Origin of the sequence: Shewanella marisflavi, assembly GCF_023283925.1 — a bacterium.
Taxonomy (GTDB): domain Bacteria; phylum Pseudomonadota; class Gammaproteobacteria; order Enterobacterales; family Shewanellaceae; genus Shewanella; species Shewanella marisflavi.
This window is the reverse complement of sequence record NZ_JAKIKX010000001.1, coordinates 930,421-953,495: the sequence shown is the minus strand read 5'-3', so window position 1 is coordinate 953,495 and position 23,075 is coordinate 930,421. Positions and strand designations below refer to the sequence as shown.

At 49.4% G+C, this 23,075-nt stretch carries 15 protein-coding genes; 6 read left to right on the top strand and 9 right to left on the bottom strand.

Annotation, left to right across the window (positions count from 1 at the left end; genetic code table 11):
* The first annotated feature begins 360 nt into the window (after positions 1-360).
* From L2712_RS04085 to L2712_RS04075, 3 genes are all read left to right on the top strand, one after another.
* A complete protein-coding gene (locus L2712_RS04085) occupies positions 361-2,844 on the top strand; it encodes a 6-hydroxymethylpterin diphosphokinase MptE-like protein (RefSeq protein ID WP_248976947.1) in 2,484 nt (827 codons plus the stop codon).
* Between the two features lie 110 nt (positions 2,845-2,954).
* On the top strand, positions 2,955-3,434 hold the full coding sequence (locus L2712_RS04080) for a DUF2947 domain-containing protein (RefSeq protein ID WP_248976946.1): 480 nt from the start codon (positions 2,955-2,957) through the stop codon (positions 3,432-3,434).
* Positions 3,435-3,461: 27 nt separating this feature from the next.
* Positions 3,462-4,022, top strand: a complete 561-nt coding sequence (locus L2712_RS04075) for a chalcone isomerase family protein (protein WP_248976945.1) — start codon at positions 3,462-3,464, stop codon at positions 4,020-4,022.
* A gap of 92 nt (positions 4,023-4,114) precedes the next feature.
* Here the strand turns inward: L2712_RS04075 and L2712_RS04070 are convergent, their stop codons facing one another.
* Both L2712_RS04070 and L2712_RS04065 read right to left on the bottom strand, forming a co-directional pair.
* Positions 4,115-5,017: a DUF6268 family outer membrane beta-barrel protein gene (locus L2712_RS04070; protein WP_248976944.1), complete on the bottom strand. Its 903-nt coding sequence runs from the start codon at positions 5,015-5,017 to the stop codon at positions 4,115-4,117.
* A 152-nt stretch (positions 5,018-5,169) separates the two neighbouring features.
* Positions 5,170-5,802, bottom strand: a complete 633-nt coding sequence (locus L2712_RS04065; protein ID WP_033538494.1) for a TetR/AcrR family transcriptional regulator — start codon at positions 5,800-5,802, stop codon at positions 5,170-5,172.
* A gap of 142 nt (positions 5,803-5,944) precedes the next feature.
* On the opposite strand from L2712_RS04065, the gene L2712_RS04060 reads away from it, so the two are divergent.
* From L2712_RS04060 to L2712_RS04050, 3 genes are all read left to right on the top strand, one after another.
* The gene (locus L2712_RS04060) at positions 5,945-7,069 is read left to right on the top strand and encodes an efflux RND transporter periplasmic adaptor subunit (protein WP_248976943.1); all 1,125 of its coding nucleotides are present in this window, start codon (positions 5,945-5,947) and stop codon (positions 7,067-7,069) included.
* A gap of 3 nt (positions 7,070-7,072) precedes the next feature.
* The gene (locus tag L2712_RS04055) at positions 7,073-10,144 is read left to right on the top strand and encodes an efflux RND transporter permease subunit (protein ID WP_248976942.1); all 3,072 of its coding nucleotides are present in this window, start codon (positions 7,073-7,075) and stop codon (positions 10,142-10,144) included.
* Positions 10,145-10,320: 176 nt separating this feature from the next.
* Positions 10,321-12,324, top strand: coding sequence for a methyl-accepting chemotaxis protein (locus L2712_RS04050; RefSeq protein ID WP_248976941.1), 2,004 nt, complete (start codon positions 10,321-10,323; stop codon positions 12,322-12,324).
* A 410-nt stretch (positions 12,325-12,734) separates the two neighbouring features.
* On the opposite strand, the gene L2712_RS04045 is transcribed toward L2712_RS04050, so the two are convergent.
* From L2712_RS04045 to purL, 7 genes are all read right to left on the bottom strand, one after another.
* Positions 12,735-13,181, bottom strand: coding sequence for a hypothetical protein (locus L2712_RS04045; protein ID WP_248976940.1), 447 nt, complete (start codon positions 13,179-13,181; stop codon positions 12,735-12,737).
* 138 nt (positions 13,182-13,319) lie between these two features.
* On the bottom strand, positions 13,320-13,820 hold the full coding sequence (locus tag L2712_RS04040; RefSeq protein ID WP_248976939.1) for a hypothetical protein: 501 nt from the start codon (positions 13,818-13,820) through the stop codon (positions 13,320-13,322).
* A 56-nt stretch (positions 13,821-13,876) separates the two neighbouring features.
* Positions 13,877-14,572, bottom strand: coding sequence for a hypothetical protein (locus L2712_RS04035; protein WP_248976938.1), 696 nt, complete (start codon positions 14,570-14,572; stop codon positions 13,877-13,879).
* A gap of 510 nt (positions 14,573-15,082) precedes the next feature.
* Positions 15,083-15,199, bottom strand: coding sequence for a cytochrome bd-I oxidase subunit CydX (cydX, locus tag L2712_RS04030; RefSeq protein WP_248976937.1), 117 nt, complete (start codon positions 15,197-15,199; stop codon positions 15,083-15,085).
* A gap of 14 nt (positions 15,200-15,213) precedes the next feature.
* Positions 15,214-16,353: a cytochrome d ubiquinol oxidase subunit II gene (gene cydB, locus L2712_RS04025; RefSeq protein ID WP_033538501.1), complete on the bottom strand. Its 1,140-nt coding sequence runs from the start codon at positions 16,351-16,353 to the stop codon at positions 15,214-15,216.
* A 15-nt stretch (positions 16,354-16,368) separates the two neighbouring features.
* Positions 16,369-17,925 carry a cytochrome ubiquinol oxidase subunit I gene (locus L2712_RS04020; RefSeq protein ID WP_033538502.1) on the bottom strand — a complete coding sequence of 519 codons (1,557 nt, stop codon included), beginning with the start codon at positions 17,923-17,925 and terminating at the stop codon, positions 16,369-16,371.
* 1,242 nt (positions 17,926-19,167) lie between these two features.
* Positions 19,168-23,049: a phosphoribosylformylglycinamidine synthase gene (gene purL, locus L2712_RS04015; RefSeq protein ID WP_248977068.1), complete on the bottom strand. Its 3,882-nt coding sequence runs from the start codon at positions 23,047-23,049 to the stop codon at positions 19,168-19,170.
* Between the last annotated feature and the right edge of the window lie 26 nt (positions 23,050-23,075).

Below are 23,075 nucleotides of genomic sequence, written 5' to 3'. Positions count from 1 at the left end.
TTTCATACCATACTTATCAGAACTCAGACATCCAACTGACTTTCGCCCCCAAAAAGGCCAGCCCCGATCAATATGTAATAAACACCTTCAATCTTAGTAACTTAATATCTAATGTCTAACCTTATTTTTCAACTGTGCCTTAAGTGGCCTCATTTTGCGTAAATTTTATTCCTTTTAAAGGTCAGCTACTTACCAATAAGCTAACTGGCACAAAAATCGCATTCACATTAGATTTATGCAGGATGAGTATCGCACTCATCCCCCATTTAAGTCAGACTTTATGGCATGGGACAAATCATATGGGCAAATAGTCGGCTAGAGTGTCAATTAATTGTCTAAGAACATTGAATTGAGGGTGAAATGCTGAACAATCAATCTGAAATTACCAAGACCTTTGCCGTCAGCCAGTTTGGCGAATGTTATTTACCGAGCGTCAACCGACACACCTTCGAAAAAATCGATTCGGCAACCCTCTACGATAATAAGCTAAAAAAAGCCCTATCAACAAAGGACACGCTTCATATCATCACAGGGTTAGACTCAGGCCTACTGGCAAACTATGTGATGGAGCAGCCCATCCCTTCGGGTAGCAAATATATCTTTGTCGAACTCGACGAGATCTTATCTTTACTGTCTATCGACCTGCCCTCATCCCTATCCGATTCTATACAGGTGGTCTCCATCGATGAGTTCTCGACACTTATTCAATCCTATGAGAACAATCTGTTCATAGTAAAACAGCAGTTTAAATTACACAGATCCGTTGCAGCAGACGGTAATCATCTCGATGACTATGGCAGGCTCCACGCTCAGATAGACAACACAGTCAGACAGGCTTATTTTGAAAATAGTATTGGTTTTACCCAAAAAATCTTTGTCAAAACTCAACTGGAAAATGTCGGTGAAACCTTTAAACCTGCTTCCATTTTAAGAGACCACTTTAACGGCAAGAGCTGCATCATCTTAGGCGGTGGCCCCTCGCTGGATTCCCATGCGCAATGGATAAAGGCAAACAGTGACAACCTAGTCATCATTGCCGTATCACGCATCATAGGTAAACTCCATCGATTGGCCATCAAGCCAGATATTGTTGTCTCCGTTGACCCTCAGTCTGTTAGTTTCGATGTTAACAAGGATATGATGTCGCTTCCCCATGACACCCTACTCGTATGCTCATACCATGTGACCCCTCAAATCTTAAGCCAATGGCGAGGTGCAGCACTATATACAGGGCCCCGCTATCCCTGGAGTGATGATGCAGATAACAGAAACATTCAATCTGTCGGCCCGACTGTGACCAATAGTGCGATGGAAATAGCGCGGGAAATGGGGTTCAGTCAGATATTATTCAGCGGCGTCGATTTTTGTCATTCACAAAGCGGTGCCAGCCACACCTCAGGCACTTATGCCGCCAGCTTAGGGCCGAATCTCGGAGCCATCATGGAATGGGTTGAAACCTATTCGGGGCAGATGGCTGAGACTCCAATGCAGTTATTGCAAGCTATAGGCGCCACGGAGGATCTCATCGCCTCTCACACTCAAAAAATTCACTATATCAATCTCGCTGCCGATGCCGCCAAGGTTAAAGGCGTCGATTATCACCCGGCAGATACTATCTGCTTATCGCCGATCGATGCCGCCCAACGAAGTCTGTTAGCACCTGAAGTACACCTAGCAAGTGATAACGAGTGGGTTGCTCACTTAACTGATACTCATGAGAAACTAAAAGCCGCTCAGAAAGAGTTCATACAACTTAATCGTAAGAATACCGACGCACTCGATATCATCTGCAAACTGGAAAAAAAACCAACTGGTGAGCGAATCGCCACCCTTGCCAACAAATTGGAAAAAATAGAACAGAGTATCAACAAAGAGCATGGAGATCTTGCCAACCTAATCAAATTCTACGGTTATTACGAATTCAGTCATTTCCTGTCCACACAAAAATTGGATGACTGGTCTCAAGAAGATATTAACAAACACACCCGTATCTACTACGGCGCCTTCAAAGAGATGGGGGAGCAGCTACTCGAATTGGTTCATTCGGCACTCACTAGGGTCGAATTACGATTAGCAGAGTATGAGGACAATGTAGACATAAATGCCCTTTGTCAAAAATGGAAAGAAGACAAGCAGTGGGGACGCGCCCTACTTTGGCAAGAGAGGCACCCCGAGCAATATCAGAAGTTATCGGCATCTGAACGCCAAACTCTTTTCGAGTGTCAACAGGCGTTTGAGGAGCTCTTCACTGTCAAAGAGTATATCGATGATTCGACAGATCGCGCCGCCCCTTTGATGGAAAACGCCTTTAAGAAACTACAGGTACTCAGACAACAAAAACACCTGCTGGGGATCACCAAGATGATTCAATATACGGCCCCCTATACCGGCGAAGATCCTCAGATAGCCCGTTTACACAACCTCGCGCTAAGCTATCGCTATCTGCTAGAGAATCAGTTACAGGCCTCTCTGGATGCCGTGCTCGAAACGCCTTTGGCCGATCGACAAGAGGCGGAGCTAAAACAGATTATCCAACTCTCATTACAGCTTAACAAGTTACCCCTAGCGCTTGAGCATTACGCCAAGATAATCGAGTACAGCGACGAGTATCTGCCGCAATATGCCCATGCATTGAGCCTAAGTGGCGATCCGCAAGCGGCGCTGGGTATCTATCTCGACTACCTGGACAAGTACCCTCAGGATATTCCTGTCATGTTGAAGTTAGGCATATTTCTGGCGCAGGCGGGTCAGATCGACGGCGCAGCCTCCTGCTTCGAAAACGTACTCATGTTGGATGAGAATAATCAAGCAGCGCTCAGTTATCTCAAACAAATAAAGCCCTAAGGAATATTTAGGCGCCTCGGGTAAATTTATCCTAGGCGCCGTTTCCCTTGTCCCCGGCAAACCGTATAATAGCGCCCGTTAACCAATTTTATTGCCGATAGCGAGGTCCTGTGGCGCACACCTATATCCCACTCGAACAATACAAACGTAAATGGATCTTTAACCATAAAGATCTGCCTGTCACTGATGAAGATAAGGCGCATATCAAGCCACTTGATCAAAAATCATCGATGACGGTCTGGAATCAGTGGGTGAGCAATAAGAGCAGCCGAAGCGATCAATTTACCAAAGGCGAGTGGCCCGCAAAAGGCGATGCTTGGCTGGAAACCGACCACTGGCAAAGCGCCTGGGACAGCGAATCTCCGGCATTACCTGAACTGTTTCAAGGCCATTTCGATTGGAGTGATGATACTCAGGTTTATTTCTGCTACGACAAATATCAGATAATAGAAACTCGCTGGGACATTTTCGTACGCAACTGGAAATGTTTTCTCTTCTTCGATGACGGCCCACTGCTGATCTCCCCTAAGAAAAAACAAGCGGCTTTCTTTCATCAAAGTGGTCAATATCAAGTCGGCCAACGCGGCTAATCATCTTTTACAATAACTTGAGGTTTTATGAAGTCACTCATCCGCAGTCTGCTATTCGTTTCACTTTGCTTTAGCATGCCGCTGGCCGCCAAGACGGTCGCCGATGTCTCACTTGACGAGCAGCTCACCCTGAGCGACCAGAGTCTGCAACTAAATGGCGCAGGGGTTCGTAGCAAGTTTTTTATGGATCTCTATGTCGGTAGCCTCTACACCCCGAGTCCTAGCACCTCGCTACAAAGTGTCCTAGAAGCTCCTAAGGTGGCCATTCGCTTAAACATCATCTCAGGCATGATCACTTCAGAGAAGATGCAAGATGCCATTATCGAGGGATTCGATGATGCTACAAATGGCAGCCCCCAAGGCATTCAAGCTGAGATCGATGCCTTTATGGCCCTCTTTTCGGCACCTATCGAAAAAGGCGATCAATTTACTCTGGAAGCAAACAAAGATCTTGGCGTCACCGCCTACAAGAATGGCGTAAAACAAGCCACGGTTGAAGGGGAAGCCTTTCGCCAAGCACTTCTGAAGATCTGGCTGGGCGACAAGCCGGCCCAAAAAAGCCTAAAGAAAGCTATGCTAGGTAAGTAAAAAGTTAAGTAAAAAGTTAAGTAAAAAAGTTTGAGATACCAAAATGGCCTGCAACGAATGTTCAGGCCATTTTTATATTAAATATCAACATACTAGAATCGGTACTGGGCAGAAAAAGCCAGTGCGACTTGGTTATCAAGCGACTCTTGGGTCTGGGGCGCCGAGAGCTCTATCTCGCTGTTAAAGTAATAACCTAAGTAGGCATTAAAACTCAGCGGCTTACTGGCTTGCCAACCGGCCCTGACAAAACCAACCCACTCGTCAATCTCTATAGTGACATCGTCATCTTCTACCAAAAAGCGCTGAGTGCGCTTCGAACTGCCAATACCGATATCGATAGACTCATACCACTGATAACTTAACTCCAAGCCCGCTGGGCCGCTAAAGCCAGCAGAGAAAGGGTTAGCCAATTTCAGTTTGTCGGTTATCTGCCAATTCACCGCCAAGTAAGGAATGGTTCTCACCTCTGAGATATCGTTTAGGTAGGCAACCCCTAACCCCAACATGCTACCGCCGTCAAAGCGGTACATTCCCGAAGCAACCAGACCATAGCTCTGGGCATTAGAGCCGGACGCACCATCGGCGTAGGCATATTGAAGCTTAGGTGCAAACAGTAACAGCCAACGATCGGTAGGACGGTAGCTAAGCCCTATTCCGACTCCATATCTGTCCACACTTGACCAAGGCTGGACACCATCGAGTAGGGTCGCGCCCCGTCCGCCCCAGTCAAAGTCTAACCTGTCGTAATTCAGACTGGCACTGATAGACAACTTACGGCTCAAGGGATAACTTGTCTGCGCGCTGAACAGCCAGGTATCACGCTGCAGATCCAGTCCGCTATCACCCACATCGGCCGCACCGACCCCAATCCCCGATACTGACAGTGTCAGCGGCGAATAGCGGCGCTCTGCCGCCTCGGCTGATACACTCGCCATTAGGGCAACAGTCACTAACAAGGTGTTAATCTTAATGATAGAGCTAATACTATGCTTCATACCCTCTCCCTGGGGATACTTAGATGGGATTAAATTTTGGCTAACATCTATTTGATATCGTTGCGCCAATTTACTCTCTATAGCTTAGTACGAACAAAGCGTTTAAAAGATCACTTAGTCTGCCATTTATAACTGAGCATCAAACTTGGCAACTATCGTTTGTCAGCAAAAGGTTGGCAGCGATAGGCACGCAAGAACATAGTCACAGTCTCTTGAATATAGCTGGACCGATTCGCGATTAAATCATCCACAGGTAAGCCTAACTCAAGCTTAAGACGCATCTCACCAAACAACATCATACACAGCCTTACCGCAGCACTGCGCAGATCGCCAAAATGATATTGACCTAGCTTCTCAACCTGTTCGAAATACGCTTCCAGCAGTTTCAATAAAAATTCGGGACCGGCATTAAAAAAGAGCTCAGAAATTTCCGGGTGGGTGTCGGCCTGAGCCACGCAGGTCTTAAATACTTCAATCGCCTCGGGTGAAACAATCATCTCGCCAAAGTAGTTGCCGAAATTCAACAGCGCCTGCTCGGGCTGTTCTGGGCTGGTAAACAACTCTGCCGTTACCTGATGTACAACACACTTAGATTCGATTGATGCGACGAACAGATCATCCTTGCTACCAAAATGTGAATAGACGGTCTGCTTAGAGACGCCCGCCAGTTTTGCGACCTCATCCATGCTGGTATTGGGAAAACCTTGCCCACAGAAGAGATCTATCGCGGCGTTTAAGATCTGCGCCTTCTTCTGTTCGCTGCGGCTAAGGGGGGCTTGTGCCATTGAAACTCCGTATAAGGTTTCTTTTTTATTACAAGATAATTTATACACAAACTAGACTAGACAGTCCAGTTTTATCAAATTAGACTAACAAGTCTAGTTTAACGTTTTATTCACCAGCTGTTAACCACGGAAGCGTATCAGTATGACTTTGTTTTCTGCTAAATCCCTCACGGGCATCTTGTTATGGAGCAGCCTCACCGCCATCATCACAGGTTGTCAGCAGGCGCCGACGCCTGACAGTGACCCCAGCGCCAGCAGCGAACATTTTCCCAAAGTCTCCAGTCAGCGCCTGATCCCCTCCGATGGATACGACACCACTCAGGTCTTTACCGGCAGCATACGCGCGGGCAACACGACCGCCATCGGCTTCGAGCTGGCGGGCAAGATCAAACAACTGGCGGTCGACAGTGGTAACCATGTTAAGCAGGGAGAGCTGCTGGCCAAACTCGACACCTCACTACTTGAGGCCGAAAAGCGTGAGTTAATGGCCAACCTGGCCCAAAACAAGGCCGATAGAGAACTGGCACAGAGTACACTTAAGCGGACTCAAGCCCTGAAGCAACAAGGCTACGCCTCGGATCAACAAATTGACGAGCTCAAAGGACAGCTAAGCAGCCTGCAAGCCGCCGAGCAGCGGCTAAGAGCGGCTATCGAAGCCAACGCGCTGCGCATCGAAAAATCGACATTGGTGGCGCCCTTCGATGGCGTTATCGCTAAACGCAACAACAATTTAGGCGAAGTGGTTGCCTTAGGCGCGCCGCTGTTTACCCTGATCCAGCATAACAATCCTCAAGCGATTGTCGGCGTGCCTGTGAGTCTTGCACAAAGCCTGCAAGATCGGCAGGAGCTGCAGCTTACGGTCAATGACAGCCCATATCTCGCCACCGTTGCCGGTATCGGCGCCGAGGTTAACCCTATAACCCGCACCGTGCCTGTGCGCCTCACCCTGCCCCCCGATGCCAAGGTGCTCAATGGTGAGCTAGCCTATCTGCACCACAACAAAACCGTTACCGCCCAAGGCTTTTGGGTACCCATCTCGTCACTCACCGACGGACTGCGCGGCCTATGGAACCTCTATGTGCTGGTCGAGCAAGGCCCAAATCAATACCTTATCGAGCGGCGCGATATAGAGATCCTCTACGCCCATGGTGACCAAGCTTATATCACAGGCGCCCTCAATGCGCAGGAGCACTTTGTCACCCAAGGCTTACACAAGGTAGTGGTCGGCGAGCTGGTCACCCTCAACACGCAAGTCGCGACGAGGTAAGTGATGATTAAAGCTCTAGTGGAAAATGGCCGCCTGGCTAGCCTAGTCATCGCCCTGCTGATTGTCGCTGGCCTTGGCGCCATTAATAGTTTGCCGCGTATGGAAGACCCCAGCATCACCAACCGATTCGCCTCTGTGGTCACCCATTACCCTGGCGCTTCGGCAGAGCGGGTCGAGGCCTTGGTTACCGAGGTACTGGAAAATCAGCTTAGACGCCTGGAAGAACTTAAACTGGTGCAATCCACCTCGCGCCCCGGGATCTCAGTCATCCAGCTCGAGCTAAAAGATAGGATAACCGACACAGACCCCGTCTGGTCTCGGGCCAGGGATCTGATTAACGATGCCAAAAATATTCTTCCCCCCGGCGCCCAAGATGCCCTGCTTGATGATCAGCTCGGCTACGCCAATACCGCCATCTTAGGCATAGTCTGGCAAGGCCCGGGCGATCCGCGCCAGGATATCCTCAACCGCTACGCTAAAGAGCTTCAAAGCCAGCTCAGGCTGATCCCTGGCACAGACTTTGTGAAACTCTACGGCGCGCCCACCGAAGAGATCTTGGTGCAGATAGATAGCATGAAGGTCAATCGCATTGGCCTGAGCGCTGCGGCCATCGCCCAGATCTTGGCCAGTGCCGACACTAAAGTCTCTGCGGGCGAGATCACCAACGACAGCTTTCGCGCCCTGGTCGAAGTGTCCGGCGAGTTGGACTCGGTTAGTCGTATCAAACAGGTGCCGCTCAAGGTCGACGCCAATGGCCAAATTATTCGCCTTAGCGAGGTAGCCAGTGTACTCAGGCAGCCCAAGACACCGGCGACCAGCATTGCCCTTATTGAGCAGGCACAAGGGATCATGGTGGCGGCGCGCATGCTCAATAACACTAGGGTCGATCTCTGGCTGCAAAAAGTCCATCAGGTGGTCGAGCAGGTACAGGGAGAGCTGTCGGCAAATGTGGAGATCCAGTGGCTGTTCGATCAAGAAGGCTACACCACCACCCGCCTTAGCGATCTTATCGCCAGCCTGTTAATGGGCTTTGTGATCATTCTCGTCGTACTTATGCTGACCCTGGGACTGCGCAATGCGGTGATCGTCTCGCTTTCACTGCCACTGACCGCCCTCTTTACCTTAGCCTGCATGAAATATGTCGGGCTACCGATACATCAGATGTCGGTGACAGGCTTAGTGGTGGCTCTTGGGATCATGGTCGATAACGCCATCGTCATCGTCGACGCCATCGCCCAGCGCCGTCGCCAAGGACTCGATCGCCTCAGCGCCGTTGGTGAAACCCTTAAACATCTCTGGCTGCCGCTGGCAGGCTCAACTATCACCACCATGCTAGCCTTTACCCCCATCATCCTTATGCCCGGAGCCGCCGGGGAGTTTGTCAGTGGCATCGCCATTTCGGTGATCTTCGCCCTGCTGGGTTCTTATCTCATCTCCCATACGCTGATCGCCGGATTTGCCGGCCGTTTTGGCGCCAAAGGAGATGCCAGCCATTGGTATCAGCGCGGGATCAACTTTCCCATTATCGCCAGCGCGTTTAGCAAGACCCTGGATATCGCCCTAAAGCGCCCTCTGCTGGCCGGTGTGATCATCGGCATCCTACCGGTAAGCGGGTTTATCGCCTCGGGGCAGATGACTGAGCAGTTTTTTCCGCCTTCTGACAGAGATATGTTTCAGATAGAGGTGCATCTAGCGCCGCACTCCAGCATAGACAATACCCGCGCCCTGGTGGAGCGTATCGACGCCAAACTCAGAGCCACAGGGCAGATGCAAAGGCTTGACTGGGTGATAGGCGGTAATGCGCCCTCTTTTTACTATAACTTGCTACAGCGTCAACAAGGCGCTGCTAATTACGCCCAGGCCATGATTAAAGTGGCCAATTTTGAGCGCGCCAACCAGCTGATCCCCAGGCTTCAAATTGAGCTCGATGCCGAGTTCCCCGAGGCGCAGATCCTGGTACGTAAACTCGAGCAAGGGCCTCCCTTTAATGCCCCCGTTGAGCTGCGAATCTATGGCCACAACTTAGATACCTTACGTAAAATTGGCGATGAAGTGAGACGCATACTGATCACCACAGAACATGTGATCCACACCCGCGCCACATTGAGCGCCGGCGCGCCTAAGGTATGGTTTCAAATCGACGAAGATGCCAGCAAGATGAGTGGTCTGAGCCTCACCGATATCGCCAGCCAGATCCAGATGGCCACCACAGGGATCAATGGCGGCAGCATCTTGGAGCAAACCGAATCGCTGCCGATACGGGTGCGCACCCAAGATCTGATGCGCGAGCAGCAAACCCAGCTATCGCAGCTCAATCTATTGTCCACCAGTGGCGTCGGCATTCCATTATCGGCGCTGTCCACCAGCCGCATCGATGTCAGCCTGGGCGCTATTCCTAGGCGTGACGGTCAGCGTGTTAACACAGTAGAAGCTTACCTTGAAAGTGATGTATTGCCGCAGCAAGTGCTGGATCAGGCCAAGACTAGAATCGATGCCCTATCGCTTCCAGCGGGCTATCGTATCGAAGTGGGCGGCGAGAGTGCCAAGCGCAACGAAGCCGTGGGCAACCTGCTATCAAACATCGTCTTGGTGATCACCTTGCTACTTGCCACCGTGGTGCTATCGTTTAACTCCTTCCGTCTCACCGGCATCATCTTACTCAGCGCGGTGCAGTCGGCGGGCCTCGGGCTGCTGGCCGTTTACCTGTTTAACTATCCTTTTGGCTTTACCGTGATCATCGGTCTATTAGGCCTTATGGGACTGGCGATTAATGCCGCCATCGTTATCTTGGCCGAACTGGAAGATATGCCCAATAAACGTGAGGCGCCTATCGATGCCATAGTAACAGTCGTGAGCAGCTGCGGCCGACATATAGGTTCCACCACCATCACGACCATAGGCGGCTTCCTGCCACTGATCATCGCAGGCGGCGGATTTTGGCCGCCATTTGCCATCGCCATCGCAGGTGGCACCGCACTAACTACCCTGCTCTCGCTGGTCTGGGTACCTACTATGTATCAGCTGCTGATGACCAAACGCCATACCACGCCAGCCGCCGTTTTTCAGCCAAGCTAAGCCGTGAACACTTAGATGCGCAGGCTCGCCCAGCTATGGGTGATCCAGCGCATATTTAGACTAATTGCCGACATCGACCTCATATTTTCCTTTACTTAAATAGACCTACGTCAAAACAATCTTACATCGCCTTGGTTACATTTAGCGACAGTATAACCACAAGGTGGATTAACAAGATGAATTATAAAAATTGGCCTATAGCCAAGCAGATAGGCACCCTCGCCCTGATCCTAACCATAATCGTATTCGCCATCATCAGCAGCGTATCCTACTTCACTGCGGCTAAGGTGTTGGAAGAAAAAGCCATGACCGCCGTTAAGGCGCAGATGCACAGTACAGCCGACCTCATTGAGCTGGAATATAACAGCCTGTTATCTCTAGCCAGACGCAACGCTGACGTACTCAGAGCCATGTATCCAGGGCAGTTTTTTAAACCCGATAAAACCGTGATGGTATTGGGTAAACCAACACCCGCCCTGGCTCATGAACGCGAGCAGATCAATGCTTCCAAGAGTAAAGTCGATCGCTACTCTAACCTCACCGGCGGCAATGCCACCGTCTTCGTCCGTGATGGCGATGACTTTATCCGTATCTCTACTTCGCTAAAAAAAGCCGATGGTAAGCGAGCCCTGGGCACCTACCTGGGCAAGAAACACCCTGGCTATGCCGCGTTAATTGCAGGCAAAGAATATGAAGGATATGCCAGATTATTTGGCAAAGACTATATGACAGTCTATCGCCCCATTACCGGACCTCAGGGCGATATCATAGGCATACTCTATATCGGTTTCGATATCTCTGAAGCCTTAACCGAGCTGCAAAGCTCGATGAACCAACTGCAACTGGAAGAAACCGGTTTCTTTACCCTTATCCACACTGCCTCCAACTCAATCATCGCACGCCCGAATCAAGCGTCAGGCACCCAACTGACCGAGGCTCTACTCGATGGTTTACCTTTAGAGCAAGCCAAGCGCAACGACCAGGAAAGCGAATACTTAAACAGTAACAACGAACCCATGTATAGCTACGCCGTCAGCATCCCGGGTTGGCAATGGACCTTGCTTGGCCAAGTGAAAAAGAGCGAACTTAACGAAGAGAGCCTGAAACTCTTGACCATCAACGTGGGTGTCGCGGCCATGGGAGTGTTGCTCATTACCACACTCCTCTCTATGGTGCTGATCAAAACCCTGCGACCACTGCGTCAGCTACAGCATCAGCTCACCGAGCTGGGTCAAGGCAACCTGACCCAAGAATTTGACGAAGTCAGCGTCGACTCCAACAATGAAGTCGATAAGATCACCCTAGGTGCCCGCCAGATGGCCATCAGCCTAAGAGAACTGGTCAATGCGCTGCGCACCTCGGTCGATACCCTAGAAGAGCAAGCCCAAAATGCCCAGGAAGTGGCGCGCCTCAACGGCGAAGAAGCTCAATCGCTAATGGCACAAACAGATCAAATCGCCACCGCCATCGAAGAGATGTCTGCCTCGGTGCGGGATGTGGCCAACCATGCCAGCGAAGGTGCGACCCAGAGCCAACAGGTCGACAATGCCTCCCGCGAAGGTCATCAACAACTAGATCAACTGGTCCAGGGACTGGGCAGACTTAGCGAGCAACTCGATGCCAGCCACCTGAGCGTTGAAAACGTCAGCAAAGAGAGCGAGGCGATCAGCCAGGTCACCGAAGTGATCAACAGCATTGCCGAGCAGACCAACCTGCTAGCACTCAACGCCGCCATCGAAGCCGCCCGCGCCGGCGAACAAGGCCGCGGCTTCGCCGTGGTTGCCGACGAGGTGAGAACCCTGGCCCAGCGTACCCAAACCTCGATTGCAGAGATCAGCCAGACCATCACTCAGCTGCAGCAGCAGATCAAGGTCACCGCCGAGCAGATGGGGCAAAGTCATCAGCTGGGTACAGCCTCGGCCACCCAAGGCCAGGAGGCTGCAACCAAGCTCAACCAGATCACCGTCAGCATAGGTGAACTGGCTGTCGCCTCAAGCAGCATCGCCAGTGCCACCGAGCAACAAAGCGCCGTGGCCGATGAGATCACCCGCAACCTTCACGAGATAACAGAGCTCGCCCGCGAGGGTGATCAGCGCGCCAGCGACACCGTCGACGCCGCCCAGAGCCTCTCGCTCATCGCCTCCGACATCAAACAGAAGATCAGCGTGTTTAAGTCATAGCTTCTGGCTAACGCTCATCTCAACGAAAAAAGCCGCTTCAAAGCGGCTTTTTTATGTCTGGCTGACATAGCAGTAGCTGAGTTTGCGTAGCGAGGTGTCGACTCTTGGAAATTTATTGCCCAGGTAGTTTAACGATTGAAGCGCTGTGGCTTGGAATGGATGTTTAACGTTTGCCGGCATAGCCATCGGCAAGGAAGCCTTAACCATGGCTTCATAGTGTATCAATTGCCTGCCGCAGGCCTTATGTGCAAACACATTTGTGACACGCTACGAGCACCTCCCTGTGAGCTCTACCTCGGCATCCATGCCTCGGAAGGTCACAAATGTGTTTACACCAGTATCTATCGTCTCTTCGATTTGGCGCCTTTTGGTACCCTAAGACTGCCCAAGCATACAATCTAATGCGTTTGTTAGCCGTATTGCAGCTTACTCGAATTATCGAAGTAAGACAGTTTGTTAGAAGATTCGGTCAAACTCTTGATTTCACTTAAAGGGGCGTCGGTAACATAGTGCGCGCGAGTTTTCATGATTTGAGCTTGCCAAATTTGTTTGGCGCTTCGTAGCTCCCATTCCAGCTTAAAATGATCATTTTCAAAGACAACATTGAGGTATTTAAGGCGTTCAACGCCATGACAAACACCATCAATCTCAACACTGTTCATATCCGGCTTCAAAACTACAAGGCTTGGATCGCTATACATCCTGTAAATTCTGTAAGATAACCAAATAAAAAAAATCGGAATATAGAGAGAGATAACAATAGCTTTACCCACTAGATCTGGTGGAAATCTTTCTAAAAAAATATAAAAAGGTAAGAAAGCCAGAATACACAGCAATGGTACAGTTATTTGATCCACTGAATAGACTTTTTTAAACGAGACATCAGTCAAAATTCGACCTCATGAGCAGAGACAAGGTATACAACTAACGCAGCTAACACAGTCCTTGCAAGGATAGCCTGTTCGCAGCACACCTCAGTAAAAATACTGAATTGGTTAGCTTTTTGTTTCGTATTTATTAATAATTGAATTGGCTTTTGACTTCGCCAACTCCCAGTAAAATGTAAGCTGCAAATGATCAATAGCTTCTGAGTCACACTCTGAATTTACTGATTCCCTGCATTTGTATTGTTTACCGGAAGTTAAGACATAATCTGATTCATGAACGCTACACAGTGGAATTTGATCGACTGAGGCATACCCATTTTTATGATCAACAACACGCCACTTGAAACCTGAATCCTCGATAAGGAATCGATCTACTTCAGGCACATATCTGTCAATTTTGCTATTTTTTTTGTACTTGGTATAAATAACGCAACCACCGGTGCAAAGCATTAGCAACCAGACGGGTGACTCTTGACCCAAGACTCTCAGTAATACGTCAAAGGAATCTGTAATCCAGGACACGAGAACCGGAACTGTTATTAAAGCAACAACCACAGTTATAAACAAATTTTGAACTAGGGATGATATAAACTCTTTTAATATTTTCATCATGTCTCAATTGTTACTTAGTGAAACTAATTCTTTAGTTCTGGTGTGCACAATTCTTACCGATTACCAGGTGTTATTCTGATATACGGGTAAAAGTGTGCTGTATCTACTTTGACTATTAATGGCTTGTCAAAATCATTATCTATAAAACCATTTGTAAAGATAACAATACGCCACTCGTCTTGCTCAATGAACGGTAGCACTGGCTCTTTTCTTAATACGTCTGTATTTAAAGCGTTTAAATAATGAGGTGGAACTTCGGTTAAGCCTAATATTGCACCATTTTTATTTTGAGTTTGCATGAGAGCTGTATTTTGATAGGCTACTTGCCCATATTTATAACCAATGACATCAGTTACTTTTGATGCTTCATAAAGAATTTGTGCACTGAGCTTCGATAGTGATCTAATGCCATATGTATTGCCTCCAAAATCCATTCTTTGTGAATTAGAAATACTAGTCCCATGTAAGGAGATAATGTAGTGAGGTACTATTTCTTGACCCACTCTTCCATCACCAAAAATGTTGATAGTTAAGTCATTGTCAGTTTTCAATGATAACGGAAAATCAACTTTTGATGAATTAACACCTTCTCCTTTATCTACTCGCGCAGCATCCTCAATATGCTGATAGTATTTGTTAGATCTTAGCCATAGCTCACCAGTTTCAAGAGTGCTCAGATACAAGCTCTCAGACGTAGTTCGAAACAATAGAGGTGAGTTAAAATCCGTTTGAATATGTTGCTCAGTCAATAGTACGACTCCATTGGCCTAAAATTTTAATAGTGCGCATGCGCATCTAACAAACCCATATCTTAAGCCTCTCTACAAAGAAGCTATTGATTAATCACAACTCTAACAGAGTCGTCCTAGATAAACGAGTATGAATAAGTTGAAAGGCGAGTATTAATATCTAGTCAAAAGTGTAAATTTTAGCGCTTTAACTCACAACTAGCACCAAATACCGCCAAATCGAAGAGACGTTGAGACACCAGTGTAAACAGGTTTTTGGCCCTCGGCGGCATGGACGCCGCCGTGGAGCGTATAGGGATATATTCACAGCGTGCCAAAAACGTGTTTACACATTCCCCCGCCGGGGAGGCGATAAATAACAGTGAAGGTACGACCTTCAATCCCCTACTAAATCCCCATGCAGCCAAAAGCTCAACGCCGATTCCCCAACCGCTTGCCCGTGCGCCCCAAACACGGGCAATAAAAAACCCCGTATTCTCATACGGGGTTTTTCGACTGCGAATTCAAAGCTTAATCTTTATGCTCTGAATCCCTATCCATGTTCTCAGTATTCTCTAACCACAAGGCGTTAATAATACCGAAAGAACACGCCAGCAAAATGCCTAATATCCAAGCAAAATACCACATAATGTCGGCTCCTATTAGTAAAGTGACGTCTTGTTGTCTTCGATGTAGCTACGGCTTAAGCGACCAAACATCTTGAAGTAAGTCCAGATGGTGTAGCTTAGCACGATAGGTACGAAAATAGCGGCCGCCCAAGTCATGACCGTTAGGGTCATGTGACTGGCTGTCGCATCCCACATAGTCAGGCTCACGTTAGGCTCAAGTGAAGATGGCATCACGAATGGGAACATTGCTGCACCACAAGTTAGAATCACCATAGCCACTGCCAGCGAACTGAACAGGAAGGCAAAGCCAGAGCGGTTAAAGCGGCTCGCCAGAAGCGCCAGTATCGGCATAGCAACACCCAAGATAGGGAACAGCATAGTCACTGGATACTTGTCGTAGTTAGCCAGCCATGCGCCCGCCTCTACAGCAACCGTCTTAAGAGCTGGGTTAGATGCACCGTGGGTGTCGATAGTCGAGGTAATCACATAACCGTCGATACCATTGGCTAACCAAACGCCCGCCAGGGTAAAGAGCACAGCGACTAAAGCCGCAGCCACTTGGGTAGCTGTCGCCGCACGAACGCGCAGCTCGCCTTCTGTCTTCATCTGTAACCAAGAGGCACCTTGCATGATGATCATAGATACGCTCACCAGGCCAGCCAGCAGACCGAATGGATTGAGCAGACCAAGCAGACCACCGTGGTAAGTTGCACGCAGGTACTCGTCAAAGTTAAACGGTACACCTTGCAATAAGTTACCAAAGGCAACACCTATGATGAGCGGGGGTACGAAGCCACCCACAAACAGTGCCCAATCCCAGGTCTTACGCCATCTTGGATCTTCGATTTTAGAACGGTAATCGAAGCCAACAGGACGCAGGAACAAGGCAAACAGCACCAACATCATGGCGACATAGAAGCCTGAGAAGGATACCGCATACACCATAGGCCAGGCAGCAAACAGGGCGCCACCTGCGGTGATCAACCATACCTGGTTGCCATCCCAATGGGGGGCAATAGAGTTAATCATAATACGGCGTTCGGTATCGTCCTTACCTATGATAGGTAGCAAGGCACCTACGCCCATGTCAAAACCGTCGGTAACGGCGAATCCGATGAACAGCACACCAATCAGCGCCCACCAGATAAATCTTAATATTTCATAATCAAACATAATGAGATCTCCGGCTTAAGCTTCTAGATTTTCAAAGTGATAGCGGCCCGTCTTAAGACTACTCGGTCCCTTACGTGCAAACTTGATCATCAGGTAAAGCTCAATCACCAACAGGACTGTGTAGAACAGCGTGATAGAGATGATACTGAACCATAGATCTGCCACCGTTAGGCTAGAAGCTGACATGAAGGTTGGCAGCACCTCAGAGATGGTCCAAGGCTGACGACCGTATTCGGCGACGAACCAACCACACTCGATGGCAATCCAAGGCAGTGGTAGGCTGTATAGCGCGGCCTTAAGTACCCATGGCTTCTCTTCGATCTGATGACGTGTACTCTGCCAGAAGGCAGCAGCAAACACGAACAGCATGACAACACCCAGGCCAACCATCACACGGAAGCTCCAGAACATAGGCGCAACCGATGGAATAGAATCTTTAGCCGCGGCCTTGATCTGCTCTTCGGTAGCATCAACTACATTGTCTGTGTAACGCTTAAGCAGCAAACCATAACCCAGGTCGACTTTCGCCTCTTCAAACGCTGCACGAAGCTCTGGCGTTTCGTTGCCGGCACGTAGCTCGGTCAACATGGCGTACGCCTTCATGCCTTTGCGGATACGCTCTTCGTGTTCAACGATTAGGTCACGGATACCGGTAACCTCTTCATCGAGAGAACGAGTCGCGATGATACCCATAGCATATGGGATCTTAATGGCATAATCTGTGTGCATGGTTTCCTGATTTGGGAAACCAACGGCAGTAAAGGCCGCAGGAGCAGGTTCTGTGTGCCATTCGGCTTCGATAGCCGCGAGCTTAACGCGCTGCGCCTCACCCACCTTATAGCCAGACTCATCACCCAGTACGATAACCGACAGGATAGACGCCATACCGAAGCTTGCTGCGATAGCAAAAGAGCGACGGGCAAATGGCAGGTCACGCTTTTTGAGGATGTAGTATGAACTGATGGCCAGTACAAACATGGCGCCAGCTACATAACCAGAAGCCACAGTGTGAACAAATTTCACCTGAGCAACAGGGTTAAACAAGACTTCTGCGAAGCTTGTCATCTCCATACGCATGGTTTCGTAATTGAACACGCTACCCACTGGGTGTTGCATCCAACCGTTAGCGACCAGGATCCACAGCGCAGACATGTTAGAGCCCAGCGCCACCAGCCAGGTAACCGCCAAGTGTTGACGCTTACTGAATCTGTCCCAACCGAAGAAGAACATACCCACTAGGGTCGATTCCAGGAAGAAGGCCATCAAACCTTCAATAGCCAGCGGTGCTCCGAAGATGTCACCAACATAGTGCGAATAGTATGACCAGTTAGTACCAAACTGGAACTCCATCGCCAAACCTGTAGTAACACCCAGGGCAAAGTTAATACCAAATAGCTTACCCCAGAACTTGGTCATATCTTTATAGATCTGCTTATTGGTCATCACATAGAGTGATTCCATAATGGCCAGCAAGAACGCCAGCCCCAAGGTCAAAGGTACAAACAAGAAGTGATACATAGCCGTCAGCGCAAACTGCAAGCGCGAGAGCTCTACAACCTCTTCAACAATCATCAGTGACTCCTTAGGTGGTGCGATCATTCTTCAAGGTAAGATCCCCATCAACCCCGAAAAATGCCTAATTAGGAATTTTATCATTCAAGTAATTTGTCAGACCTGAATCTCACAAACCGCCAAAATTAAACTTTTTGCCTTTCTCAAACGTCTCTGACGCTCAAAAAAAGCACGCTTACCAACAATTTCGAGACAGGGCTCACAAAACCCAACACTTTTTGAACACGCGTCTCAAAAATCAGCCAGCACAATCAATTTAAATTATTTTTTTCATAAACTTACATTAAGGCGTACCAAACGTACCCTGGCCATTTTATACCATTCAAATTTGATTCAAATCAATCAATCCCGGCGGGGATAGTGGGTTTTGCGGACAGCGCCACACTTCACCCCGCAACACGCTTGCCTAAATACCAAAAACGTGGTAGGGGAAAATATAACCAAGATAAAACCAATAGTTTCTACACATTTAAACCAAATTCACACCAAACCCAATATTTAACAAGTTTTAACAAATGTTGAGTCAATATATCTCAACACAAAATACAAGCAGCCAAATAAATAAACAAATAAAAATATGCACTTAAATAATTAAAATAACTGACACCACAATCAAATCAAGCACAGTTAATTAGAAAAACTAATGGTTAGCTCTAATTTTAATCGTTTGTCGACAAGAGCACATTTGCTTACTATATCCCTGTGTTAAGGAGACGCCTCAATCAACCCGGTGACGTAGCCCAGTAGGCCAAGACTCCGCTCACATCATTAATCACTGTGTGGAGAATCCAATATGAAAAACCTATTTGAACGTCTAGTTAACTGCTACAAGCGCACTTTTGTTGAACTCTATACTGCAAGAGAGTTGTAAATAGCGCTTCTGCCCTAATTACTTGAAGTTTTGTTAGCGCAAAACGGCCACCGTTTTCTCCTCGAAAGCGGTGGCTTTTTACTATCTAACGCATCATTACTGTTGGTTTGAATTTAGTTTAGCAGAAGCTAAACAAATGAAGGGCTAAATTCCTCCTTTTCACCTTTAGTTAGCTAATGCCCTACTTTGCTGGCACTTAAGGTAAAAACTCTAATAAAGTCGTTTTTATTGCTATTTAGTAGTTCAAGATGTAGTGATATACAAATAAGTGCATGTATATAAGACGGTTTAATCTACCCCTTTATGGCTATAAAAAAAGGGCCTCGAAATTTCGAGGCCCTTTTTGTGTCACTAAACCGTGCTGACTTAGGTTAGCCTAATTTAGCTCTGACGTTTCTGAACATTCTCATCCATGGGCTATCTTCGCCCCACTCGTCAGGATGCCATGAGTTAGCAACGGTTCTAAATACGCGCTCAGGGTGTGGCATCATAATAGTCACACGACCATCAGTGCTACAGATCCCTGTCAGTGCATTCGGAGAACCGTTAGGGTTCTCTGGGTACTGAGTCGCTATTTGGCCATGACCATCGACGAAACGCAGTGCGATAGTACCAGAGGCTTCTGCGGCGGCTAGCGCCTCAGGCGATGCGAACTCGGCGCGACCTTCACCGTGAGACACAGCGATCGGCATACGTGAGCCTTCCATGCCTTCAAAGAAGAGTGACGGACTCTTCTGCACTTCGACCAGGCTGAAACGTGCCTCGAAGCGCTCAGAGCGGTTACGCACGAAGTGTGGCCAATGCTCAGTGCCTGGAATGATATCTTTCAGGTTAGAGAGCATCTGACAACCGTTACACACACCAAGGGCAAAGCTGTCGCTGCGCTCAAAGAACTGACTAAACTGTTCACGGGCGCGGGCATTAAACAGAATCGACTTAGCCCAACCTTCACCGGCGCCAAGTACGTCACCGTAAGAGAAGCCACCACAGGCCGCCAGGCCCTGGAACTCTTCTAGGCTGATACGGCCAGAGAGGATGTCAGACATATGTACGTCACGGCTCTCGAAACCTGCGCGATCGAAGGCTGCAGCCATCTCAAGGTGTGAGTTAACCCCTTGCTCGCGCAGAATCGCCATCTTAGGTGCAGCACCCTTGAGAATGTAAGGCGCGGCAATGTCTTCACTTGGATCGAACTTGAGATCCACCGTCAGACCTGGCGCGTCGGCCACCTGCTTAAGCTTAAACTCTTCCTCTGCACACTCTGGGTTATCACGCATCGCCTGCATGCGGTAAGTGGTTTCGGCCCAGATGGTACGCAGCTCGGTACGAGACTCGGCCAATACCTCATTCGATGCATCGCGAATGATAATGCTGTCACCGGCTACCGGCTTAGCAACGAAGTGACAAGCCACACCGGCCGCTTGGTATTGCGCCTTGATCGCTTCGCTATCGGCGGCACGTACCTGAATGACGGCGCCCAGCTCTTCGTTAAACAGACGCTCTAGGTGAGTGCCCGTAAGCGCGCTGAGATCCACATCTAAACCTGTGTTGCCGGCAAAGGCCATCTCAACCAGAGTCGTGAACAAACCACCGTCACTACGGTCGTGATACGCCAGTAGCGCCTTATCGGCCACCAGCGACTGAGTCACCTCGAAGAAGCCACGCAGCAGCGCCGCATCGGCTAAATCTGGCGCCTTGTCGCCCAGCTGACCGTAAACCTGCGCCAGACATGAGCCACCCAGACGCTGTTCACCCTGACTTAAGTCAACCAGTAACAGCTCGGTATCACCCTTATCGCTTCTCAGCTCAGGGGTTACCGTCTTACGAATATCTTGCACCGCACCAAAGGCTGTGATCACCAGCGACATTGGCGAGGTTACCGCCTTCTCTTCGCTACCATCTTGCCAGGCGGTCTTCATCGACATCGAGTCTTTTCCTACTGGGATGGTGAGATCCAGCTCAGGACATAACTCTTCACCCACGGCCTTGACCGCTTCATACAGACCGGCATCTTCACCAGGGTGACCTGCCGCTGACATCCAGTTGGCCGACAGCTTGATGCGCTTAAGCGAACCAATATCACTGCCTGCGATGTTCATAATAGACTCGGCCACCGCCATGCGCGCCGAGGCGCCAAAGTCTAGCAGTGCCAATGGCGTACGCTCACCCATAGACATGGCTTCACCCGTGTATGAGTCAAAGCTTGATGCGGTCACGGCGCAATCGGCGACTGGCACCTGCCAAGGACCGACCATCTGGTCGCGATTCACCAAACCGGTAACCGTGCGGTCACCAATGGTGATCAGGAAGGTCTTCTCGGCGACAGTTGGCAGACGCAGTACGCGGCGCACCGCTTCTTTTAGCTCAATGGTCTCTTGTGCCAGAGCTGGCGAATCAGCCTTTTGTGACACGACGTCACGGCTCATCTTAGGCGCCTTGCCTAATAGCACTTCCAGCGGCAGGTCGATCGGCTTGTTGTCGAAGTGCTCGTCTGACAGGGTCAGATGACGCTCTTCGGTCGCCTCACCAACAACGGCAAATGGCGCGCGCTCACGCTCACAGATGGCAGTAAATAGCTCAAGATTTTCCGGCGCAACAGACAGTACATAACGCTCTTGCGACTCGTTACACCAGATCTCCAGCGGGCTCATGCCTGGCTCGTCTGACGGTACGTTACGCAGCTCGAAACGGCCACCACGTCCACCATCGTCAACCAGTTCAGGGAAGGCGTTCGACAGACCACCTGCGCCCACATCGTGAATAAATTGGATCGGGTTATCTTCACCCATCTGCCAGCAGCGATCGATCACTTCCTGACAGCGACGCTCCATCTCTGGGTTGTCACGCTGTACCGAGGCAAAGTCGAGATCTTCACTTGATTGGCCTGAAGCCATTGAAGATGCCGCGCCGCCGCCCAGGCCGATATTCATCGCAGGGCCACCAAGTACGATAAGCTTGGCACCAACGGTGATCTCACCTTTTTGGACATGCTCTTCGCGGATATTCCCCAGGCCACCAGCCAGCATGATGGGCTTATGGTAACCACGTACTTCGACACCGTTGTGGCTCGACACTTCCTGCTCGTAGGTACGGAAGTAACCCAAAAGAGCCGGACGACCAAATTCGTTGTTAAATGCCGCGCCGCCCAGTGGGCCTTCGGTCATGATGTCCAGTGCAGTCACGATACGATCTGGCTTACCGTAATCTCCTTCCCATGGCTGAACAAAACCAGGGATCTTAAGGTTAGATACGCTAAAGCCTGTCAGACCCGCCTTTGGCTTAGAACCACGACCGGTTGCGCCTTCATCACGGATCTCACCACCTGAACCTGTGGCCGCACCTGGGTATGGGCTAATCGCTGTCGGGTGGTTGTGTGTCTCCACCTTCATCAGGATATGCATCGGCTCGGTGTGATAAGCATAAACACCATTTGGCTCTGGGAAGAAACGACCGGCAACAGAACCTTCCATTACGGCAGCGTTATCTTTATAGGCAGATAGCACGTGGTCCGGGGTCTTTTCAAAGGTGTTTTTAATCATCTTGAACAATGATTTAGGCTGCACTTCGCCATCGATGGTCCAGTCGGCATTGAAGATCTTGTGACGACAGTGCTCTGAGTTTGCCTGGGCAAACATCATCAATTCAACATCGTTAGGGTTACGGCCCAAACGAGTAAAATTTTCAACCAGATAGTCAATTTCATCCGGCGCCAGGGCTAAGCCTAACTTAAGGTTAGCGGCCTCGAGCGCTGCCTTGCCTTCACCCAGCACATCGACGCTGGTGAAGACCGCAGGCTCGGTGCGGGCAAACAGACTGGCAGCCTGTTCGAAATCAGACAGGATCACTTCGACCATACGGTCGTGGAGTAAACCGACTAACTGTTTTTGTTGAGACTCATCCAGATTATCGGCCTGAACATAATAGGCAATGCCGCGCTCTAGGCGCTTAACCTTATTCAAACCACAGTTATGTGCGATATCGGTCGCTTTCGACGACCATGGAGAGATGGTGCCCGGACGTGGCGTCACGAAATACAAAGTGCCTTGAGGCGCATGTGCTTCGATTGCAGGTCCATAGGTTAACAACTTGGCTAGCTGCTGGGTTTCACCAGCATCCAACGCCTCTGTCAAATCGGCTAAATGAATGAACTCAGCATAGATGTCCTGTACAGGAAGCGCCGCACTCTTACAGGCTTCCATTAACTTTTGAACTCTAAACGCTGATAATGCAGGGGCTCCGCGGATGATCTCCATCACGTCTATTCACCTTATTAATTATA